The sequence below is a fragment of the Streptomyces caniscabiei genome (assembly GCF_014930365.1).
Lineage (GTDB): Bacteria > Actinomycetota > Actinomycetes > Streptomycetales > Streptomycetaceae > Streptomyces > Streptomyces caniscabiei.
The window spans coordinates 160,482-174,674 of the sequence record NZ_JABXWI010000011.1 but is presented as its reverse complement, the minus strand read 5'-3'; the positions used below and the strand labels follow the sequence as shown (position 1 = coordinate 174,674).

Genomic DNA, 14,193 nt, shown 5'->3' with positions numbered 1-14,193 from the left:
GCCATGTCCCCCATCGACCGCAGGTCCCTTCTCAAGGCGGCCGCCGTCGCAGGAGCCGCAGCGCAGGTCAGCTGGGCACTAGGGAGTTCGAACGCGCAGGCCGCGCCCAGAGCCGAGGCCGCGGAGGCGGACCCGGTGGCCCTGGACTGGCTGGAGGACGGCGGCCTCGGCGCCGCTCCCGGCTCCACCGTGGGTGTGCCGTGGCCGAAGGGCGCCTACGAAAAAGAACAGTCGTTTTCTTTGACGGACGCGGACGGCAAGAACATCCCCGTCCAGTCCTGGCCCATCGGCTACTGGCCCGACGGCTCCGTGAAGTGGACCGCGCACGCGGTCGGCGCGGGCGCCGGCTCCGGCAAGCTCACCCTCGCCGCCGGCACCCCCGCCGCGCCGGAGAAGAAGGTCACCGTCGACAAGAGCGGCGGCACCATCGACGTCTCGACCGGCGTCATCACCGCCAAGATCGGCAAGTCCGGCTCCACCCTCGTGAAATCGGTACGGCGCGGCTCCACCGAGATCGCCCACACCGGCCGGCTGGTGCTGCTGCGCCAGCCCGAGATCGAGGACGGCGACCAGGGCGCCGAGAAGTACGAGCGCTTCGAGAGCGTCATCGACAAGGCCGAGGTCGAGCAGGAGGGTCCGGTCCGCGCGGTCGTCCGCATCGACGGCAAGCACCGCAAGGGAAGCCGCAGCTGGCTGCCGTTCTCGATCCGCCTCTACTTCTACGCGGGCGCCGAATCCTTCCGCATGGTGCACACCATCACCTTCGACGGCACCCAGGACCCCGGCAAGGCCAGCGGCGACTTCATCCGCGGCATCGGGGTCCGCTTCAAGGTGCCGATGCGCGACGCCGCGTACGACCGTCACATCCGTATCGGCGGTGAGGGCACCGGTCTGCTGCGCGAGGCGGTCAAGGGTGTCACCGGACTGCGCCGCGACCCGGGCGCGGCCGTGCGCACCGCCCAGTTCGACGGCAAGAAGCTGCCCGACCCCTCGACGTGGGACCAGCGGGTCACCACCCGCCTTCAGTACATCCCCGAGTGGGGCGACTACACGCTCTCGCAGCTGTCCGCCGACGGCTTCGCCGTCCGCAAGCGCACCAAGAAGGGCCACGGCTGGATCCCGGCCGGCGGCGGCCGCAGGGCGAGCGGCTTCGGGTACGTCGGCGGCGCGTCCGGCGGGTTCGCCTTCGGCCTCCGGGACTTCTGGGAGAAGTTCCCCGCCCAGCTCGACATCCGCGACGCCCAGACCGACACCGCCGAGGTCACCCTCTGGCTCTGGTCGCCCGAGGCCCAGCCCATGGACCTGCGCTTCTACCACGACGGCATGGGCCAGGACACCTTCCCCGAGCAGCTCGAAGGCCTCAACATCACCTACGAGGACTACGAGCCCGGCTTCGGCACCCCCTACGGCATCGCCCGCACCAGCGAACTCCTCTTCTGGGCCCACGAGTCCACCCCGAGCGCCGAGGACATGGCCAAGCAGGTCGAGGCCGTCCGCACCCCGCCGCAGCTCGCCGCCCCGCCCAAGCAGCTCATCAAGGCCGGCGTCTTCGGCAAGCTGTTCTCCGAGCCCGACCGGTCCACCGCTTCCAAGGCCAAGATCGAGGACCACCTCGACTTCCTCTTCACCTACTACAAGGACCAGGTGGAGATGCGCCGGTGGTACGGCTTCTGGGACTACGGCGACATCATGCACAGCTACGACCCCAGCCGTCACCAGTGGTGCTACGACGTCGGCGGCTACGCCTGGGACAACTCCGAGCTCTCGCCCGACCTGTGGCTGTGGTTCGCGTACATGCGCTCCGGCCGCGCCGACATCTTCCGCTTCGCCGAGGCCATGACCCGCCACACCGGCGAGGTCGACGTGTACCACCTCGGGAAGTGGGCGGGCCTGGGCACCCGCCACGGTGTCCAGCACTACGCCGACAGCGCCAAGCAGCAGCGCATCGCCAACACCACCTACCGCCGCTACTACTACTTCCTCACCGCCGACGAACGCGTCGGCGACCTCATGCACGCCAACGTCGACTCCGACGAGACATTCCTCGTCCTCGACCCCATCCGCAAGATCCGCACCGAGCCCTACACCCCCGACCGCAACGCCCTGTCGATCGGCTTCGGCACCGACTGGTCGGGGCTGGTCTCGGCCTGGCTGACCGAGTGGGAGCGGCGCGGCCCCAAGTGGGAGAAGGCCAAGGCCCGCGTGCTGTCGACGATGGAGACGATCGCGGCCCAGCCCAACGGCTTCGTCCAGGGCACCGGGCTGTACGACCTCGACACCGGCAAGTTCGCCGTCGCCGACAAGCCCGTGGTCGGCGTCTCGCACCTGTCGGCGATGTTCGGCCTGGTCGAGATGTGCGCGGAACTCCTCGACCAGATCGAGATGCCCAAGTTCAAGGAGGCGTGGCTCGACTACTGCCGCTACTTCAACGCGACGAAGGCGGAACAGGCCGCCCGCTACGGCTCCAACTTCGGCACCCTGCTGCTCTTCCAGGGCCACTCGCGCCAGGACGCGTACGCGGCCGTGCAGTTGAAGGACGACAAGCTCGCGGCCCGCGCGTGGCGGCAGTTCTACAACAGCGCCGACACCTGGGACTACAAGGAGTCGACCGACTGGACCACGAAGAAGATTGAGGGACCGACGGCGCTCGTACCGGGCAGTGAGGCGGCGTGGGTGTCGACCAACGCGACGGCGCTGTACGGGCTGGCGGCCATTCAGAACCTGGCGTTGGTGGGCGACAAGATGCCGTAGCGCTCCGCTGGGTTGAGCGGGGGGCTTGGGGTGGCTGGGGTGGTGGGGAACTGCGGGATCGTTGTGGCTGATCGCGCAGTTCCCCGCGCCCCTGGCGGGGCGCGCCTCAGCTCAGCTTTCCGAGGAGGTTCCGCACGCGTCGTGCGTCGCGCAACCGATGCTCGTACGTGGCGCCCAGGGCGAGCAGGGCCAGGCCGGCGAGTGCCGGGGGTACCCAACGGGGGAGGGCGTCCACGACCTGGGCGATGTAGGGGGCCAGTTCGTGCAGGGCGACCAGGGCGAGGGCGGCGCCGCCGAGGAGCAGCGGGGCCTGGAGGCGGTGGCGGGCGCCCAGCAGGGTGACGGCCAGGGAGGCGAGGCCCAGCAGCAGGGGGCGGAGCCAGTGCGTGTCGCCCCACGCCGCGACGAGGCTCGGGACGAGCGTGACGGCGAGTCCCGGGCCGTACGCCGTCCAGGAGGAGACCGTCAGGTCCCGGCGTCGGCGCAGCAGGCCGACGACCAGGGCGGGGAGGGTCACCGGCAGGGTGTACGCCTCCGGTGAGCCGACCTCCCAGACCGCCAGCCGCACCCAGGAGGCCGTCACGAAGAGCGCGGCGGCCACGTAGCCGAGGTGACGGCGGTCCGGACGTACGGCTCTGCCCGTGACGATCACTCCGCAGAGCGCGAGGGTCAGGGCCAGCAGAGGCGGGTGGGTGGCCGAGAGGGCGATCGCCAGGAGGCCGGCCGCGGCGCCGGTCGCCTCGACCGGGATCGTCATGGGGGAGTCGCCGAGGCGTGCCGCGAGCAGGGCCGCGAACGCCGGGACGGTCAGGACGAGCAGCGCGGTGTGCTGCGGCTGCCAGCCGACGGACGCGCCGATCGCGCAGGTCAGAGCTGCGGCATGGACGAGGGAGGCGGGCGCGGCGAGGGGGCCGAGGCCGGTGCGCCATGCCGCCGCCGCGAACAGGACGGCCGAGGTCGCGAGGACGATGAGGGTCGCGGGTTCCGTGGCCAGGGAGTGCAGGACCAGGTTCACGGAGGTGACCAGGGCCAGGAGGATGCCGGTGAGCGGCAGCGGCGACCGCAGGCGGTCGAACGCCGTGGACGGCCGGGGGCGTTCCTCGGTCGCCGGCCGCGTGAGCCCGGCGAGGGCCAGAGCGGCGGCCACCAGGAGCCCCTGGGCCACCAGCCCGGCCGCGTACGGCAGTCGCAGCACCGCGGGGAGGACCAGGAGCGTCGCCCAGGCGAGGACCGAGGCACCGACCAGGCCCGGGGTCCGCCACGGGGCGGTGCGTCCGGTCAGGACGAGCACGCCGGCGACGGCCGCGAGCACGAGGGGGACGGTCGCCGTGTTCGGGGGCCAGGGGAGGTCGAGCGTCACCGCAGCGCGGGCGTCCGAGGGCGCGCCGGACCAGATCCGCTCGAGCACACCGACCGGCCCCAGCAGCGTGATCGCCACCACCGGCACCGTGGTGGCCAGCGCCAAGGCCTGGACGACGGCGGAGGCGTGGACGAGACCACGCCGTACGGGCTCGGGGGCCTGTGCCCGTACGGCTGTCAACAGGGCGAGCCCGCACGCGAGATGGGCCGGGACCGTCCACACCTCGGGCAGGATCGCGCGGGCGATGCCACCGAGGCCGACCACCGTGAGAAGTCCGGCGGTGACGGCGGCGGCGAGGGCCGGGGCGGGCTTCGGGGTGAGCCAGGCGCTCGTGAGGGCGATCGCCGCCGCGAGGGCGAGGAGCGCCGCCGCACGGGCGGCGGCGCTCGGGCCGGCGGCGGCCCACGAGAGCCACCCGGCCGCCAGTACACCCCAGAGACCCCAGCCGATCGCGCCGACCACGGCGACGATCCGTACCGGCTTCAGGGATCCCCGGAGCGCGATCGCGGTGTCGGCCGCCGCTGTCACCAGCAGTACGGCCGTGACCGTCTCCACGCTCGCGTTCACCGCGAACGACCAGAGCAAGAGCGGGAGTTGAGCGGCGACCAGGGCCAGCGGGAGCGGCAGGCCCAGGGCGGTGCGGGGCGCCGTCGAGCCGGGCTCCGACGCCCCGGCCGGCAGCGCGCCGAGCCCCAGCCCGTACGCCGCCCACACCGCCGCGAGCACCGCCGCCGCGTACGCCGCGTACGCCGTACCGTCCGCCCCGGTGAACGCGACCTCGTGCAGGGCGTACGCGTCCAGGACGGTCAGGGCGAGGCCGAGGCCGGCCACCGCCTCGGCCGTGGAACGCAGGCCGCGCCGCAGGAGCGGTACGGGAGTGCCGAGCGCGGCCACCGTCACCGCGCCGAGCACCAGCGCCCGGCCCGCGATGCCCATGCTCCCCCAGCTGACCAGTGTGAACGCGATCGCCGCGACGGTCAGCAGGACGCCGCCGAGGACCAGCAGCACGTTCTGCACGCCGGGCGCGGTCGCCTCGGGGCGCCGTACGGACGGTGCGGCGGCCGTCGGCCCGGGCGCGGCGGCGTACAGGGCGCCGACCAGCCACGCGCGACGGTTCAGCAGGAAGGCGCGGCGGGCGTCGAGGTGCCGCAGCTCGGCGTCGAGGACCCGCAACTCCTCGGCAGGGGACGGAAAGGACGTCATGCACCGGAGTGTGGTCCGCGTCACGGCGTACGACATGAGTGCGCATACTCAGGACGTACTCAGTTCCCGCACGAACCGGCCATGTGCGGGCACAATCCGACCATGGACTGGTGCCACTACCGCTTCCGCAGCCTCTGGAACCTGCCCGCCCGCCCCACCGCCGTGTACGACGTCCTCCAACGCGCCGACGACTACCCGCACTGGTGGCCGCAGGTCCGCGAGGTGACCCGGATCGACGACACCACCGGTGCCGTCCGGATCCGCTCGGTCCTCCCGTACGACCTCTACTTCACCGCGCGGGAGGTGTGGAGCGACCGGGCGGCCGGCGTCCTGGAGATCGAGATGACCGGAGACCTGGACGGCTGGGCCCGCTGGACGCTCACCGCCGACGAGACCGGCACGCTCGCCCGCTACGACCAGGAGGTCGACGTCCGCAAACCCCTGCTGCGACGGCTCGCCGTACCGGGACGGCCCGTGTTCCGCGCCAACCACGCGCTGATGATGCGGGCGGGACGACGAGGCCTCCTCGCGTACCTCACGACGGACGGGCAAGCGGTTTGAACGAGACCCGTCGGGACCTGTATTGTTCACTCCGTTCCCGGGCGATTAGCTCAGTGGGAGAGCGCTTCGTTCACACCGAAGAGGTCACTGGTTCGAACCCAGTATCGCCCACCGGGAAAAGGCCGGTCCGCAGCAGCGGACCGGCCTTTCTCATGCCGCCGCGGCCGGCAGCTCCGGACGCAGCGGCCACGCCGGGTCCACCGCCTCCTCCGTGCCGCTGCGGGCGAACCAGGCCTGGAGGCCACGGGCCTGGGCCGCGTGCCACACGGCTTGCAGGGTGTGCAGTTCGGCGGGGGACAGGCGGGCCAGCCGGGTCGCGAAACGGTGGCCCACCGCGCGGACGACGTCCATCGCGGCCTGCGCGTCGGCCGCCGCGTCGTGCGCGCCGTCCAGGGTCACCTCGTAGTGCGCGCACAGATCGGTCAGTGTGCGCCGACCCTTGCGATAGCGGTCCAGATGCTTGTCGAGGACCCGCGGATCGAGGACCCGCAACGGCGTCGTCTCGACATAGCGATCCAGCGACGAGGCGCGGTGCCGTCGCAACTCGCGGTCCAGCAGGGTCAGATCGAACGGCGCGTTCATCACCACCAGCGGACGGCCCCGCACCGCCTGCTCGGCCAGCGCCCTGGCTATCTCCTCCATCACCGGCGCCGGCCAACGGCCGTCGCGCTGCAGCTGCTCGTCCGTCAGCCCGTGCACCGCCGTCGCCGCGGCGGGCACCGGAACGCCCGGGTTCACCAGCCACCGGGTCACCCGGGGACGGGTACCGGGCGCGTCCTGGACGACGACGGCGGCCGACACGATCCGGTCGTTCTCGACGTCCACGCCCGTGGTCTCCGTGTCGAACGCCGCCAAGGGTCCCTCGTACCAACACGTCATGTGTCCACAACTCCTCGTTCACCCACGGCAGCTGACGTCCCGTCTTCTGCCAGTTTGGTGATACCCGGGCTGTTTGCGCCGTACGCCGGACGGAGACAACAGAAGTACGGGTCTGCGCAGTTCAGGGGCTCGGCACGGGGAAACACCTGTAGGGGAAGGCTGTTGGTCATGGCCATAGCGCAGCCCGAGCGGGGCGGGCTGCTGCCCGAGCACGCGGCACCGCTCCGCGGCTCCCTCGCCACCACCGCCTGCATGGAGACCTTGCAGGTGGGCTATCTGCACGCGGTGGCTGCCGCCGCCGGCTGCTCCCTGTCCCAGCCCTTTCCGGACAACGGCATCGACTGGCACGTCAGCCACGGCTCGTCCGGTCACACCGTCGACGACGAGGTCACCATCAAGGTGCAGCTCAAGGCCACCTACCAGCTCGCGCCGCACCCGCCGGGCCGGTCCTTCTCCTTCACCCTCGACAACAACCACCTGGCGAAGCTCGCCCGCACCCCCGTCTCGGTGCACAAGATCCTGGTCGTGATGATCGTCCCCAGGTCGCAGGAGCAGTGGCTGCGGGCCGGTCACGACCGGCTCGACCTGCGGCACTGCTGCTACTGGACCAATCTCGCCGGACACCCGATCACCGGTCGGCGCCGCACCACCGTGCGCGTCCCGACCTCGCGCATCTTCGACGACCGAGCGCTCTGCGAGATCATGACGCGGGTCGGAACGGGAGGCAGACCGTGACCCACGGCCCCATCGACGACACCCCGCGCCGCCCCATCAACCGGCCCGCGGGCCCTGCGCGCCCCCACCCCGTCGAACCCACCTGGACCCAGCCGCCCGACCCCGCACAGGTGGACCCCGCCGTGCTGGGCGCCCTGCTGCGACGGCACGGCTGGCAGCGGCGCGGCGGAGCCGCCGGGCGGTACGGGCGCTGGACCCCGCCCGAGCCGGCCGGGCGGGCCATGAGCCTGCTCGTGCCGGAGAACCGGGCCTTCCCCGACAGCGACGACCTGCTCGGCGAGGCGCTCACGGCCCTGTCCCGCAGCGGCTCGCCCGCCGCGCGGGACGTGCTCATCGCCCTCACCCTGCCCAGCGACGAGATCCACTGGTGGCGCGACGTCCCCACCGGCCCCCTCGGCACGGCCTCCTGGGTCGTCGAGGACCAACTGCGCTCCGCCGCACGCCAGATGCTCCTCGCGGCGGCCCTGGCCACCCGCGCCCGCGCCGGCTACCACGGCGCCCGGCATCGCCTGCCCGCCGCCGCCTCCCTCGACGGTGTCCTCGTCGGCGCGGCCCCCGGCGGCCGCCGGCTGACCGCCTTCGTCCCCGTCGCCACCGGCCGCCCCCTCGCATTACGACTCCACCAGGCCCTGTACGCCGCCCGCGAGGCCATCGACTACCAGCGCGCCACCGGCGGCATGGACGCCTTCGACGGGGCCGTCGAGGCCGGCGTCAGCCACGAGCTGACCGAGGCCCTCGTCGCCCTCGTCCGCGGCACCGAGGGCGCCCGCGTCGCCGTCGACTGGGCGCCCGCCGCCGGGGTCCCCGAGGGCGGTGCGACACCGGCCGACCCCGTCGAGTTCTCCCCGGGCGACCTGCCCGTACTGCGCGAGGCCGGGGCCCGCTACCTCCGCGCGGAACCCCCGATGCCGGTGCGGATCACCGGGGCCGTGGTGCGGATGCGCCGGTCGGCGGCGCGCGGCGAGGGCACGGTGAGGCTGCGGGTCATCGCCGGCGCCGCGGTCCCGCACGTCCGGATGACCCTGGACGAGGAGTCGTACCGGATCGCCGGACAGGCCCACCTCGTCGGTCTGCCCGTCCGGGTGCACGGCAGGCTGGAGAGCCGGGGCGGCTTCCGGCGGCTGACCGACGCCGACGGCATCGCACCTGTGCAGGTCGACGAGGCCGAACGGGACCGGCTGATGAAGTCGCTCCAGGAGACCGCGGAGATCACCGCCTTCTTCGAGGAGGCGTGCGGCGGGGAGTGACCGCGTCCGCCCTTAACCGTTTCGCAGAGGGCACCCCCGGCTCGGTACGATTCGGGGACCGCCTACGGAAATCCGTACGTGGTCCCCTTCAGTCAGGAGAGACCGGTGTCCGACGTCCGTGTGATCATCCAACGCGATTCCGAGCGGGAAGAGCGCGTGGTGACGACGGGCACTACGGCCGCCGACCTCTTCGCCGGCGAGCGCACCGTCGTCGCGGCCCGCGTGGCGGGAGAGCTGAAGGACCTCGCGTACGAGGTGCGTGACGGCGAGACCGTCGAGAGCGTGGAGATCTCCTCCGAGGACGGCCTCAACATCCTCCGCCACTCCACCGCGCACGTCATGGCCCAGGCCGTGCAGGAGCTGTTCCCGGAGGCGAAGCTGGGCATCGGGCCGCCGGTGCGGGACGGGTTCTACTACGACTTCGACGTCGAGAAGCCCTTCACGCCCGAGGACCTCAAGGCCGTCGAGAAGAAGATGCAGGAGATCCAGAAGCGCGGCCAGCGCTTCTCGCGCCGCGTCGTCACCGACGAGGCCGCCCGCGAGGAACTGGCGAACGAGCCGTACAAGCTGGAGCTGATCGGCCTCAAGGGCTCGGCCTCCTCCGACGACGGCGCGGATGTCGAGGTCGGCGCCGGCGAGCTGACGATCTACGACAACCTGGACGCCAAGACCGGTGACCTGTGCTGGAAGGACCTCTGCCGAGGCCCCCACCTGCCCACCACCCGCAACATCCCGGCGTTCAAGCTGATGCGCAACGCCGCCGCGTACTGGCGCGGCAGCGAGAAGAACCCCATGCTCCAGCGCATCTACGGCACCGCCTGGCCCTCCAAGGAGGAGCTGAAGGCCCACCTCGACTTCCTCGCCGAGGCCGAGAAGCGCGACCACCGCAAGCTGGGCAACGAACTCGACCTGTTCTCCATCCCGGACGAGATCGGCTCCGGCCTCGCCGTCTTCCACCCCAAGGGCGGCATCATCCGCCGGGTCATGGAGGACTACTCGCGCCGTCGGCACGAGGAGGAGGGCTACGAGTTCGTCTACACCCCGCACGCCACGAAGGGGAAGCTCTTCGAGGTCTCGGGCCACCTGGACTGGTACGCCGACGGCATGTACCCGCCCATGCAGCTCGACGAGGGCGTGGACTACTACCTCAAGCCCATGAACTGCCCGATGCACAACCTGATCTTCGACGCGCGCGGCCGCTCTTACCGTGAACTGCCGCTGCGCCTCTTCGAGTTCGGGACGGTGTACCGGTACGAGAAGTCCGGCGTCGTGCACGGCCTCACCCGCGCCCGGGGCTTCACCCAGGACGACGCGCACATCTACTGCACCCGCGAGCAGATGGCGGACGAGCTCGACAAGACGCTCACCTTCGTCCTGAACCTGCTGCGCGACTACGGCCTCACCGACTTCTACCTGGAACTGTCCACCAAGGACCCGGAGAAGTTCGTCGGCTCGGACGAGGCGTGGGAGGAGGCGACCGAGACGCTCCGCCAGGTCGCCGAGAAGCAGGGCCTCCCGCTGGTCCCGGACCCGGGCGGCGCCGCGTTCTACGGTCCGAAGATCTCCGTCCAGGCGAAGGACGCGATCGGCCGTACCTGGCAGATGTCCACGGTCCAGCTCGACTTCAACCTGCCCGAGCGCTTCGACCTGGAGTACACCGGTCCGGACGGGTCCAAGCAGCGCCCGGTCATGATCCACCGCGCGCTCTTCGGCTCGATCGAGCGGTTCTTCGCCGTGCTCCTGGAGCACTACGCGGGGGCGTTCCCGGCCTGGCTCGCGCCGGTCCAGGCGGTCGGCATCCCGATCGGTGACGCGCACGTGGAGTACCTGCAGAAGTTCGCCGCCGAGGCGAAGAAGCAGGGTCTCCGCGTCGACGTCGACGCCTCCTCCGACCGTATGCAGAAGAAGATCCGCAACGCCCAGAAGGCGAAGGTGCCCTTCATGGTCATCGCGGGCGACGAGGACATGGCGGCCGGTGCCGTCTCCTTCCGCTACCGCGACGGCTCGCAGGAGAACGGCATCCCCGTCGAGGAGGCCATCGCGAAGATCGCGCAGGTCGTGGCGGACCGCGTCCAGATCTGAGGCGTACCCGCACCGAGGTGAGGGCGAGGCCCCCGGAGAGTTCAGCTCTCCGGGGGCCTTGGCTCGTCCTCCCGCGCGAAGACCTGCAGCAGCCACGTCCCGAACGAGCCCGTCACCGTGCCGAGCAGGGCGAGGCCGCAGGCCATGAGGAAGACGGCGATCGTCCGGCCCATCGGGGTCACGGGGGTGACGTCCCCGTACCCCACCGTGGCGAGTGTGGAGCAGGTCCACCACACGGAGTCCCCGAAGGTCAGGATCGTCGCGCCCGGTGCGTCGTGCTCCTGCTGGTAGACGGCGAGGGCGCCGGTGAAGCCGAGCAGGGTCACCGAGAGGCCCGCGTAGACGGCCACGCGCGCGTGCAGGGAGAGCCGGGGCCGTTCGTGGCGGCGCTGCACGGCGTCGTGGATCTGCACCACCCGCAGGGGGCGCAGCAGGGGCAGCACGAGCACGATCGTGTCCAGCCAGTGGAGGCGCACGAACTTCGGGCCCAGCCCGCTCAGCCGCCAGCGCACCGCGTAGTCGAGGACGAAGATCGCCCAGCACGCCATGGTCACCGCGAGACAGAGGTCGAGCCAGACCTGGGGGAGATCGTGGGCCAGTACCCGCACCGCGTACGAGGCCAGGAAGAGGGCCGACGCCCCGGCGAGGACGCGTCCCGTGCGGCGTTCCCAGCGGAGCGCGAGGCTGTCGTGGTCCATCGCCTCAGCTTCGCCCCGGCCGTCCCGCGCCGGTACCCGGCGACACGCCGCGAACGGGCGAAGCCATATGCTGCACTGCATGACGAGTGAGCCGGAGCAGCAGATCGGAGTGGGGACGCAGGACGCGTTCCAGCGCCTGTGGACGCCTCATCGGATGGCGTACATCCAGGGTGAGAACAAGCCGACCGGCCCCGGGGCCGACGACGGCTGTCCGTTCTGCTCGATCCCGGCGAAGTCGGATGAGGACGGCCTGGTCATCAGGCGCGGGGAGCACGTGTACGCGGTGCTCAACCTCTACCCGTACAACGGCGGCCACCTCATGGTCGTGCCCTACCGGCACGTCGCCGACTACACCGACCTGACGGCGCCGGAGACCGCCGAGCTGGCCGAGCTGACCAAGCAGGCGATGACCGCGCTGCGGACCGCCTCCGGCGCGCACGGCTTCAACATCGGCATGAACCAGGGCTCGGTCGCGGGGGCGGGCATCGCGGCCCACCTCCACCAGCACATCGTTCCCCGTTGGGGCGGCGACACCAACTTCATGCCGGTCGTCGGCCACACCCGGATCCTGCCGCAGCTCCTGGCCGACACGAGGAAGATGCTGGCCGAGGCGTGGCCTACGGCGTAGCTGCCGGGTCGGGTGCGTGGGGGGTGGGGGCCGTTTTCGTCCGCGGGCCCGGTGGGGGCTGGTCGCGCAGTTCCCCGCGCCCCTGAAGGAGCCTGCGGCCCTTCATCAAAAAGCCAGGGGCGCAGCCCCTGCTTTTTGAGGGGCGCGGGGAACTGCGCGAGAACCCCCACCGGGCCCGCGGACGAAAACGGCCCCCACCCCCCACGCACCCCCCGTCGGCCAAGGCCAGCGCAGCGCTCACGCGTCGTAGAGGTCAGCCTTCCGCGGCGTCGGATCCTGTACCGCCCCGCTGAGGAAGCCGGCCCGGGAGCCGAACTTCTCCGTGTCCACGCCGTTGTCCTTGAGGACCTTGATCGCGGCGTTGTGCACCACGCGCAGTACGGGCGTGGCGGCGCGCAGCGCGTCGTCGGCCATGAAGCGGTGCCGCCACGGCTGGTCGGCCCAGGCGTGGCGCAGACCGAACGGCTCGGGCAGGCCGATGGAGCCGCCGAGCCAGTTGAGCAGCGGCGGGTACCAGGTCAGCGGGGCGCGCGCGGCGAGCCGTACGACCTCGTCGGTGTCGACGAGGGGGAGCTTGATCTTGCGTGTCTCCCAGAAGCGCAGTGACTTCTGGACTTCCTTCTCCTTGGCCGCGGGACCGGTCGTGAACAGGCCGTGCACCGGCCCGAGGGCGTGCCCGGTCACCTCGATGCGGAGCGTCTGGTGCAGCACGGTCACCGTGACCAGCATGGTGATGATCAACTGCCCGTCCCAGAGAGTCCATTGGACCCCCAGGTAGTGGCGGTTGCCGCTGCCGAAGTGCTGCTTGTTGCAGATCTCCTGTATGGCGTGGGTCTTGTACTGGTAGGCGTCCACGTCCGTGCTGTCGGGCCGGGCCACCGCGCCGGCGCCCTCGCCGATGGGGCTCACGATCCAGTGCTTGATGGAAGGGGCCGTGAAACCACCGGTGTTGAGGGGGGTGCGCTCCAGCATGCGCAGCTGGTCGTGGATGGCGCGTATGACGTCCCAGCTGCGGAACGGGTGGATCTCCTTGCCCGCTTCGGCCGGCACGAGGTCCTCGGCGAGCTGCCAGCTGCCCCAGCGGGTGCCCATGCCGAGGATGCCCTTGGGACCGGCGTAGAAGACGAGGTTGGAGCGCTGCTCGGCGCTGAGCCGGGCCAGCTCCTTGCGCAACTGCTCGGCCTTGGTCTCGCCGGGGCTGCCGGGCACGGCCTCGGGGATCTTGGCGCCGATGCCGCCGCCCGCCAGCAGGCCGGACCAGCGGTCCCGCAGGTCCTTCGCGGCGCGCTCACAGATCTGCTTGGCCCAGAACCAGCCGACCACCGGCAGCACCACGCACGCACGCGCGTACCAGGCCCAGAATCCGTCGAAGGGCATCTTGAGCAGGAAGATCACGGCGAGGGCGCCCACCGCGACGAGCAGGGTGGTGCCGAGGGCGCCCGCCCGCTTGTCGTCGCGCTTGGCGACCGTCGTACGGATCTGGAAGACCAGCAGCCACAGCAGCAGCCCGGGAAGGAAGAGCAGGCCGCACAGGACCATGATCGCCGAGAGCCAGTTGTCGCGCTCCCGGCGGATGTTGTTCGCCGCGAGGCAGTGCTCGACGACGACCTGTGGCTCCATGCCGAAGGACTGGATGAGGGGTTTGCGGCCCGCGCCGACCATCCGGTCCCGCACCGCCAGGGAGAAGGCCTCCCCGAGGTTGGGCCGGAAGATGGTGGCCCACTTGCGGCCCGGTTTGACCGAGGACTTGTGCCAGTCGTTGTTGGCCTTGAGGATCTCCGCGATCTCGTTGTCCCGGTAGGCCGCCGACGCCAGGGCGTACGTCGCCGCGGTCTGGCCCGCGGCGCCCGTCAGCGGCACCTGTGCCCCGGGAGTGAAATCGAAATTGTCCGCCACCGCCGCCGCCCCCATCGCCGCACACTCGCTCCTGCGGCTCTTCCCGACTTCCGTGCTCCGCACACCTGTTGATCAGGTCATAGCCTGATCTGGTCCTGATCGAGCCATACTTGGCGATCAGGTGATCAGCGTATCCGTAGCCATGGACATCGC

The 14,193-nt window shown here is 71.3% G+C and carries 10 protein-coding genes and 1 tRNA gene; 7 read left to right on the top strand and 4 right to left on the bottom strand.

The window, feature by feature from the left end; genetic code table 11:
- Window positions 1-3: 3 nt before the first annotated feature.
- Window positions 4-2,751, top strand: coding sequence for an exo-rhamnogalacturonan lyase family protein (locus tag HW837_RS29175; protein ID WP_193380474.1), 2,748 nt, complete (start codon window positions 4-6; stop codon window positions 2,749-2,751).
- Window positions 2,752-2,857: 106 nt separating this feature from the next.
- Here HW837_RS29175 and HW837_RS29170 read toward each other — a convergent pair whose 3' ends face one another.
- A complete protein-coding gene (locus HW837_RS29170; RefSeq protein ID WP_237270428.1) occupies window positions 2,858-5,314 on the bottom strand; it encodes an SCO7613 C-terminal domain-containing membrane protein in 2,457 nt (818 codons plus the stop codon).
- Window positions 5,315-5,416: 102 nt separating this feature from the next.
- Here HW837_RS29170 and HW837_RS29165 point away from each other — a divergent pair, with 102 nt between their 5' ends.
- Window positions 5,417-5,875 (top strand): SRPBCC family protein, encoded by a 459-nt coding sequence (locus HW837_RS29165; RefSeq protein ID WP_045557367.1) that lies wholly within the window; start codon window positions 5,417-5,419, stop codon window positions 5,873-5,875.
- A gap of 39 nt (window positions 5,876-5,914) precedes the next feature.
- A tRNA-Val gene (locus tag HW837_RS29160) sits at window positions 5,915-5,986 on the top strand.
- Window positions 5,987-6,025: 39 nt separating this feature from the next.
- Here HW837_RS29160 and HW837_RS29155 read toward each other — a convergent pair.
- On the bottom strand, window positions 6,026-6,754 hold the full coding sequence (locus tag HW837_RS29155; RefSeq protein WP_193380476.1) for a 3'-5' exonuclease: 729 nt from the start codon (window positions 6,752-6,754) through the stop codon (window positions 6,026-6,028).
- A 168-nt stretch (window positions 6,755-6,922) separates the two neighbouring features.
- Here HW837_RS29155 and HW837_RS29150 point away from each other — a divergent pair, with 168 nt between their 5' ends.
- From HW837_RS29150 to thrS, 3 genes are all read left to right on the top strand, one after another.
- Window positions 6,923-7,489, top strand: a complete 567-nt coding sequence (locus HW837_RS29150; RefSeq protein WP_193380477.1) for a DUF4365 domain-containing protein — start codon at window positions 6,923-6,925, stop codon at window positions 7,487-7,489.
- Entirely contained in the window at window positions 7,486-8,736 is a 1,251-nt protein-coding gene (locus tag HW837_RS29145) for a hypothetical protein (RefSeq protein WP_078853399.1), read from the top strand. Before HW837_RS29150 ends, HW837_RS29145 begins: the two co-directional genes overlap by 4 nt.
- Window positions 8,737-8,841: 105 nt before the next feature.
- Window positions 8,842-10,818, top strand: coding sequence for a threonine--tRNA ligase (gene thrS / locus HW837_RS29140; RefSeq protein ID WP_045557208.1), 1,977 nt, complete (start codon window positions 8,842-8,844; stop codon window positions 10,816-10,818).
- Between the two features lie 41 nt (window positions 10,819-10,859).
- Here the strand turns inward: thrS and HW837_RS29135 are convergent, their stop codons facing one another.
- Window positions 10,860-11,516 carry a potassium channel family protein gene (locus HW837_RS29135; protein ID WP_193380478.1) on the bottom strand — a complete coding sequence of 219 codons (657 nt, stop codon included), beginning with the start codon at window positions 11,514-11,516 and terminating at the stop codon, window positions 10,860-10,862.
- 67 nt (window positions 11,517-11,583) lie between these two features.
- Here HW837_RS29135 and HW837_RS29130 point away from each other — a divergent pair, with 67 nt between their 5' ends.
- Window positions 11,584-12,144, top strand: a complete 561-nt coding sequence (locus HW837_RS29130; protein ID WP_045557210.1) for an HIT family protein — start codon at window positions 11,584-11,586, stop codon at window positions 12,142-12,144.
- A gap of 237 nt (window positions 12,145-12,381) precedes the next feature.
- On the opposite strand, the gene HW837_RS29125 is transcribed toward HW837_RS29130, so the two are convergent.
- Window positions 12,382-14,055 carry a hypothetical protein gene (locus HW837_RS29125; protein WP_045557211.1) on the bottom strand — a complete coding sequence of 558 codons (1,674 nt, stop codon included), beginning with the start codon at window positions 14,053-14,055 and terminating at the stop codon, window positions 12,382-12,384.
- Window positions 14,056-14,193: the final 138 nt, after the last annotated feature.

Coding starts and splice junctions, on each gene's coding strand:
- HW837_RS29175 (WP_193380474.1), top strand. CDS start 4: ATGTCCCCCATCGACCGCAGGTCCCTTCTCAAGGCGGCCGCCGTCGCA.
- HW837_RS29170 (WP_237270428.1), bottom strand. CDS start 5,314: ATGACGTCCTTTCCGTCCCCTGCCGAGGAGTTGCGGGTCCTCGACGCC.
- HW837_RS29165 (WP_045557367.1), top strand. CDS start 5,417: ATGGACTGGTGCCACTACCGCTTCCGCAGCCTCTGGAACCTGCCCGCC.
- HW837_RS29155 (WP_193380476.1), bottom strand. CDS start 6,754: ATGACGTGTTGGTACGAGGGACCCTTGGCGGCGTTCGACACGGAGACC.
- HW837_RS29150 (WP_193380477.1), top strand. CDS start 6,923: ATGGCCATAGCGCAGCCCGAGCGGGGCGGGCTGCTGCCCGAGCACGCG.
- HW837_RS29135 (WP_193380478.1), bottom strand. CDS start 11,516: ATGGACCACGACAGCCTCGCGCTCCGCTGGGAACGCCGCACGGGACGC.
- HW837_RS29130 (WP_045557210.1), top strand. CDS start 11,584: ATGCTGCACTGCATGACGAGTGAGCCGGAGCAGCAGATCGGAGTGGGG.
- HW837_RS29125 (WP_045557211.1), bottom strand. CDS start 14,055: ATGGGGGCGGCGGCGGTGGCGGACAATTTCGATTTCACTCCCGGGGCA.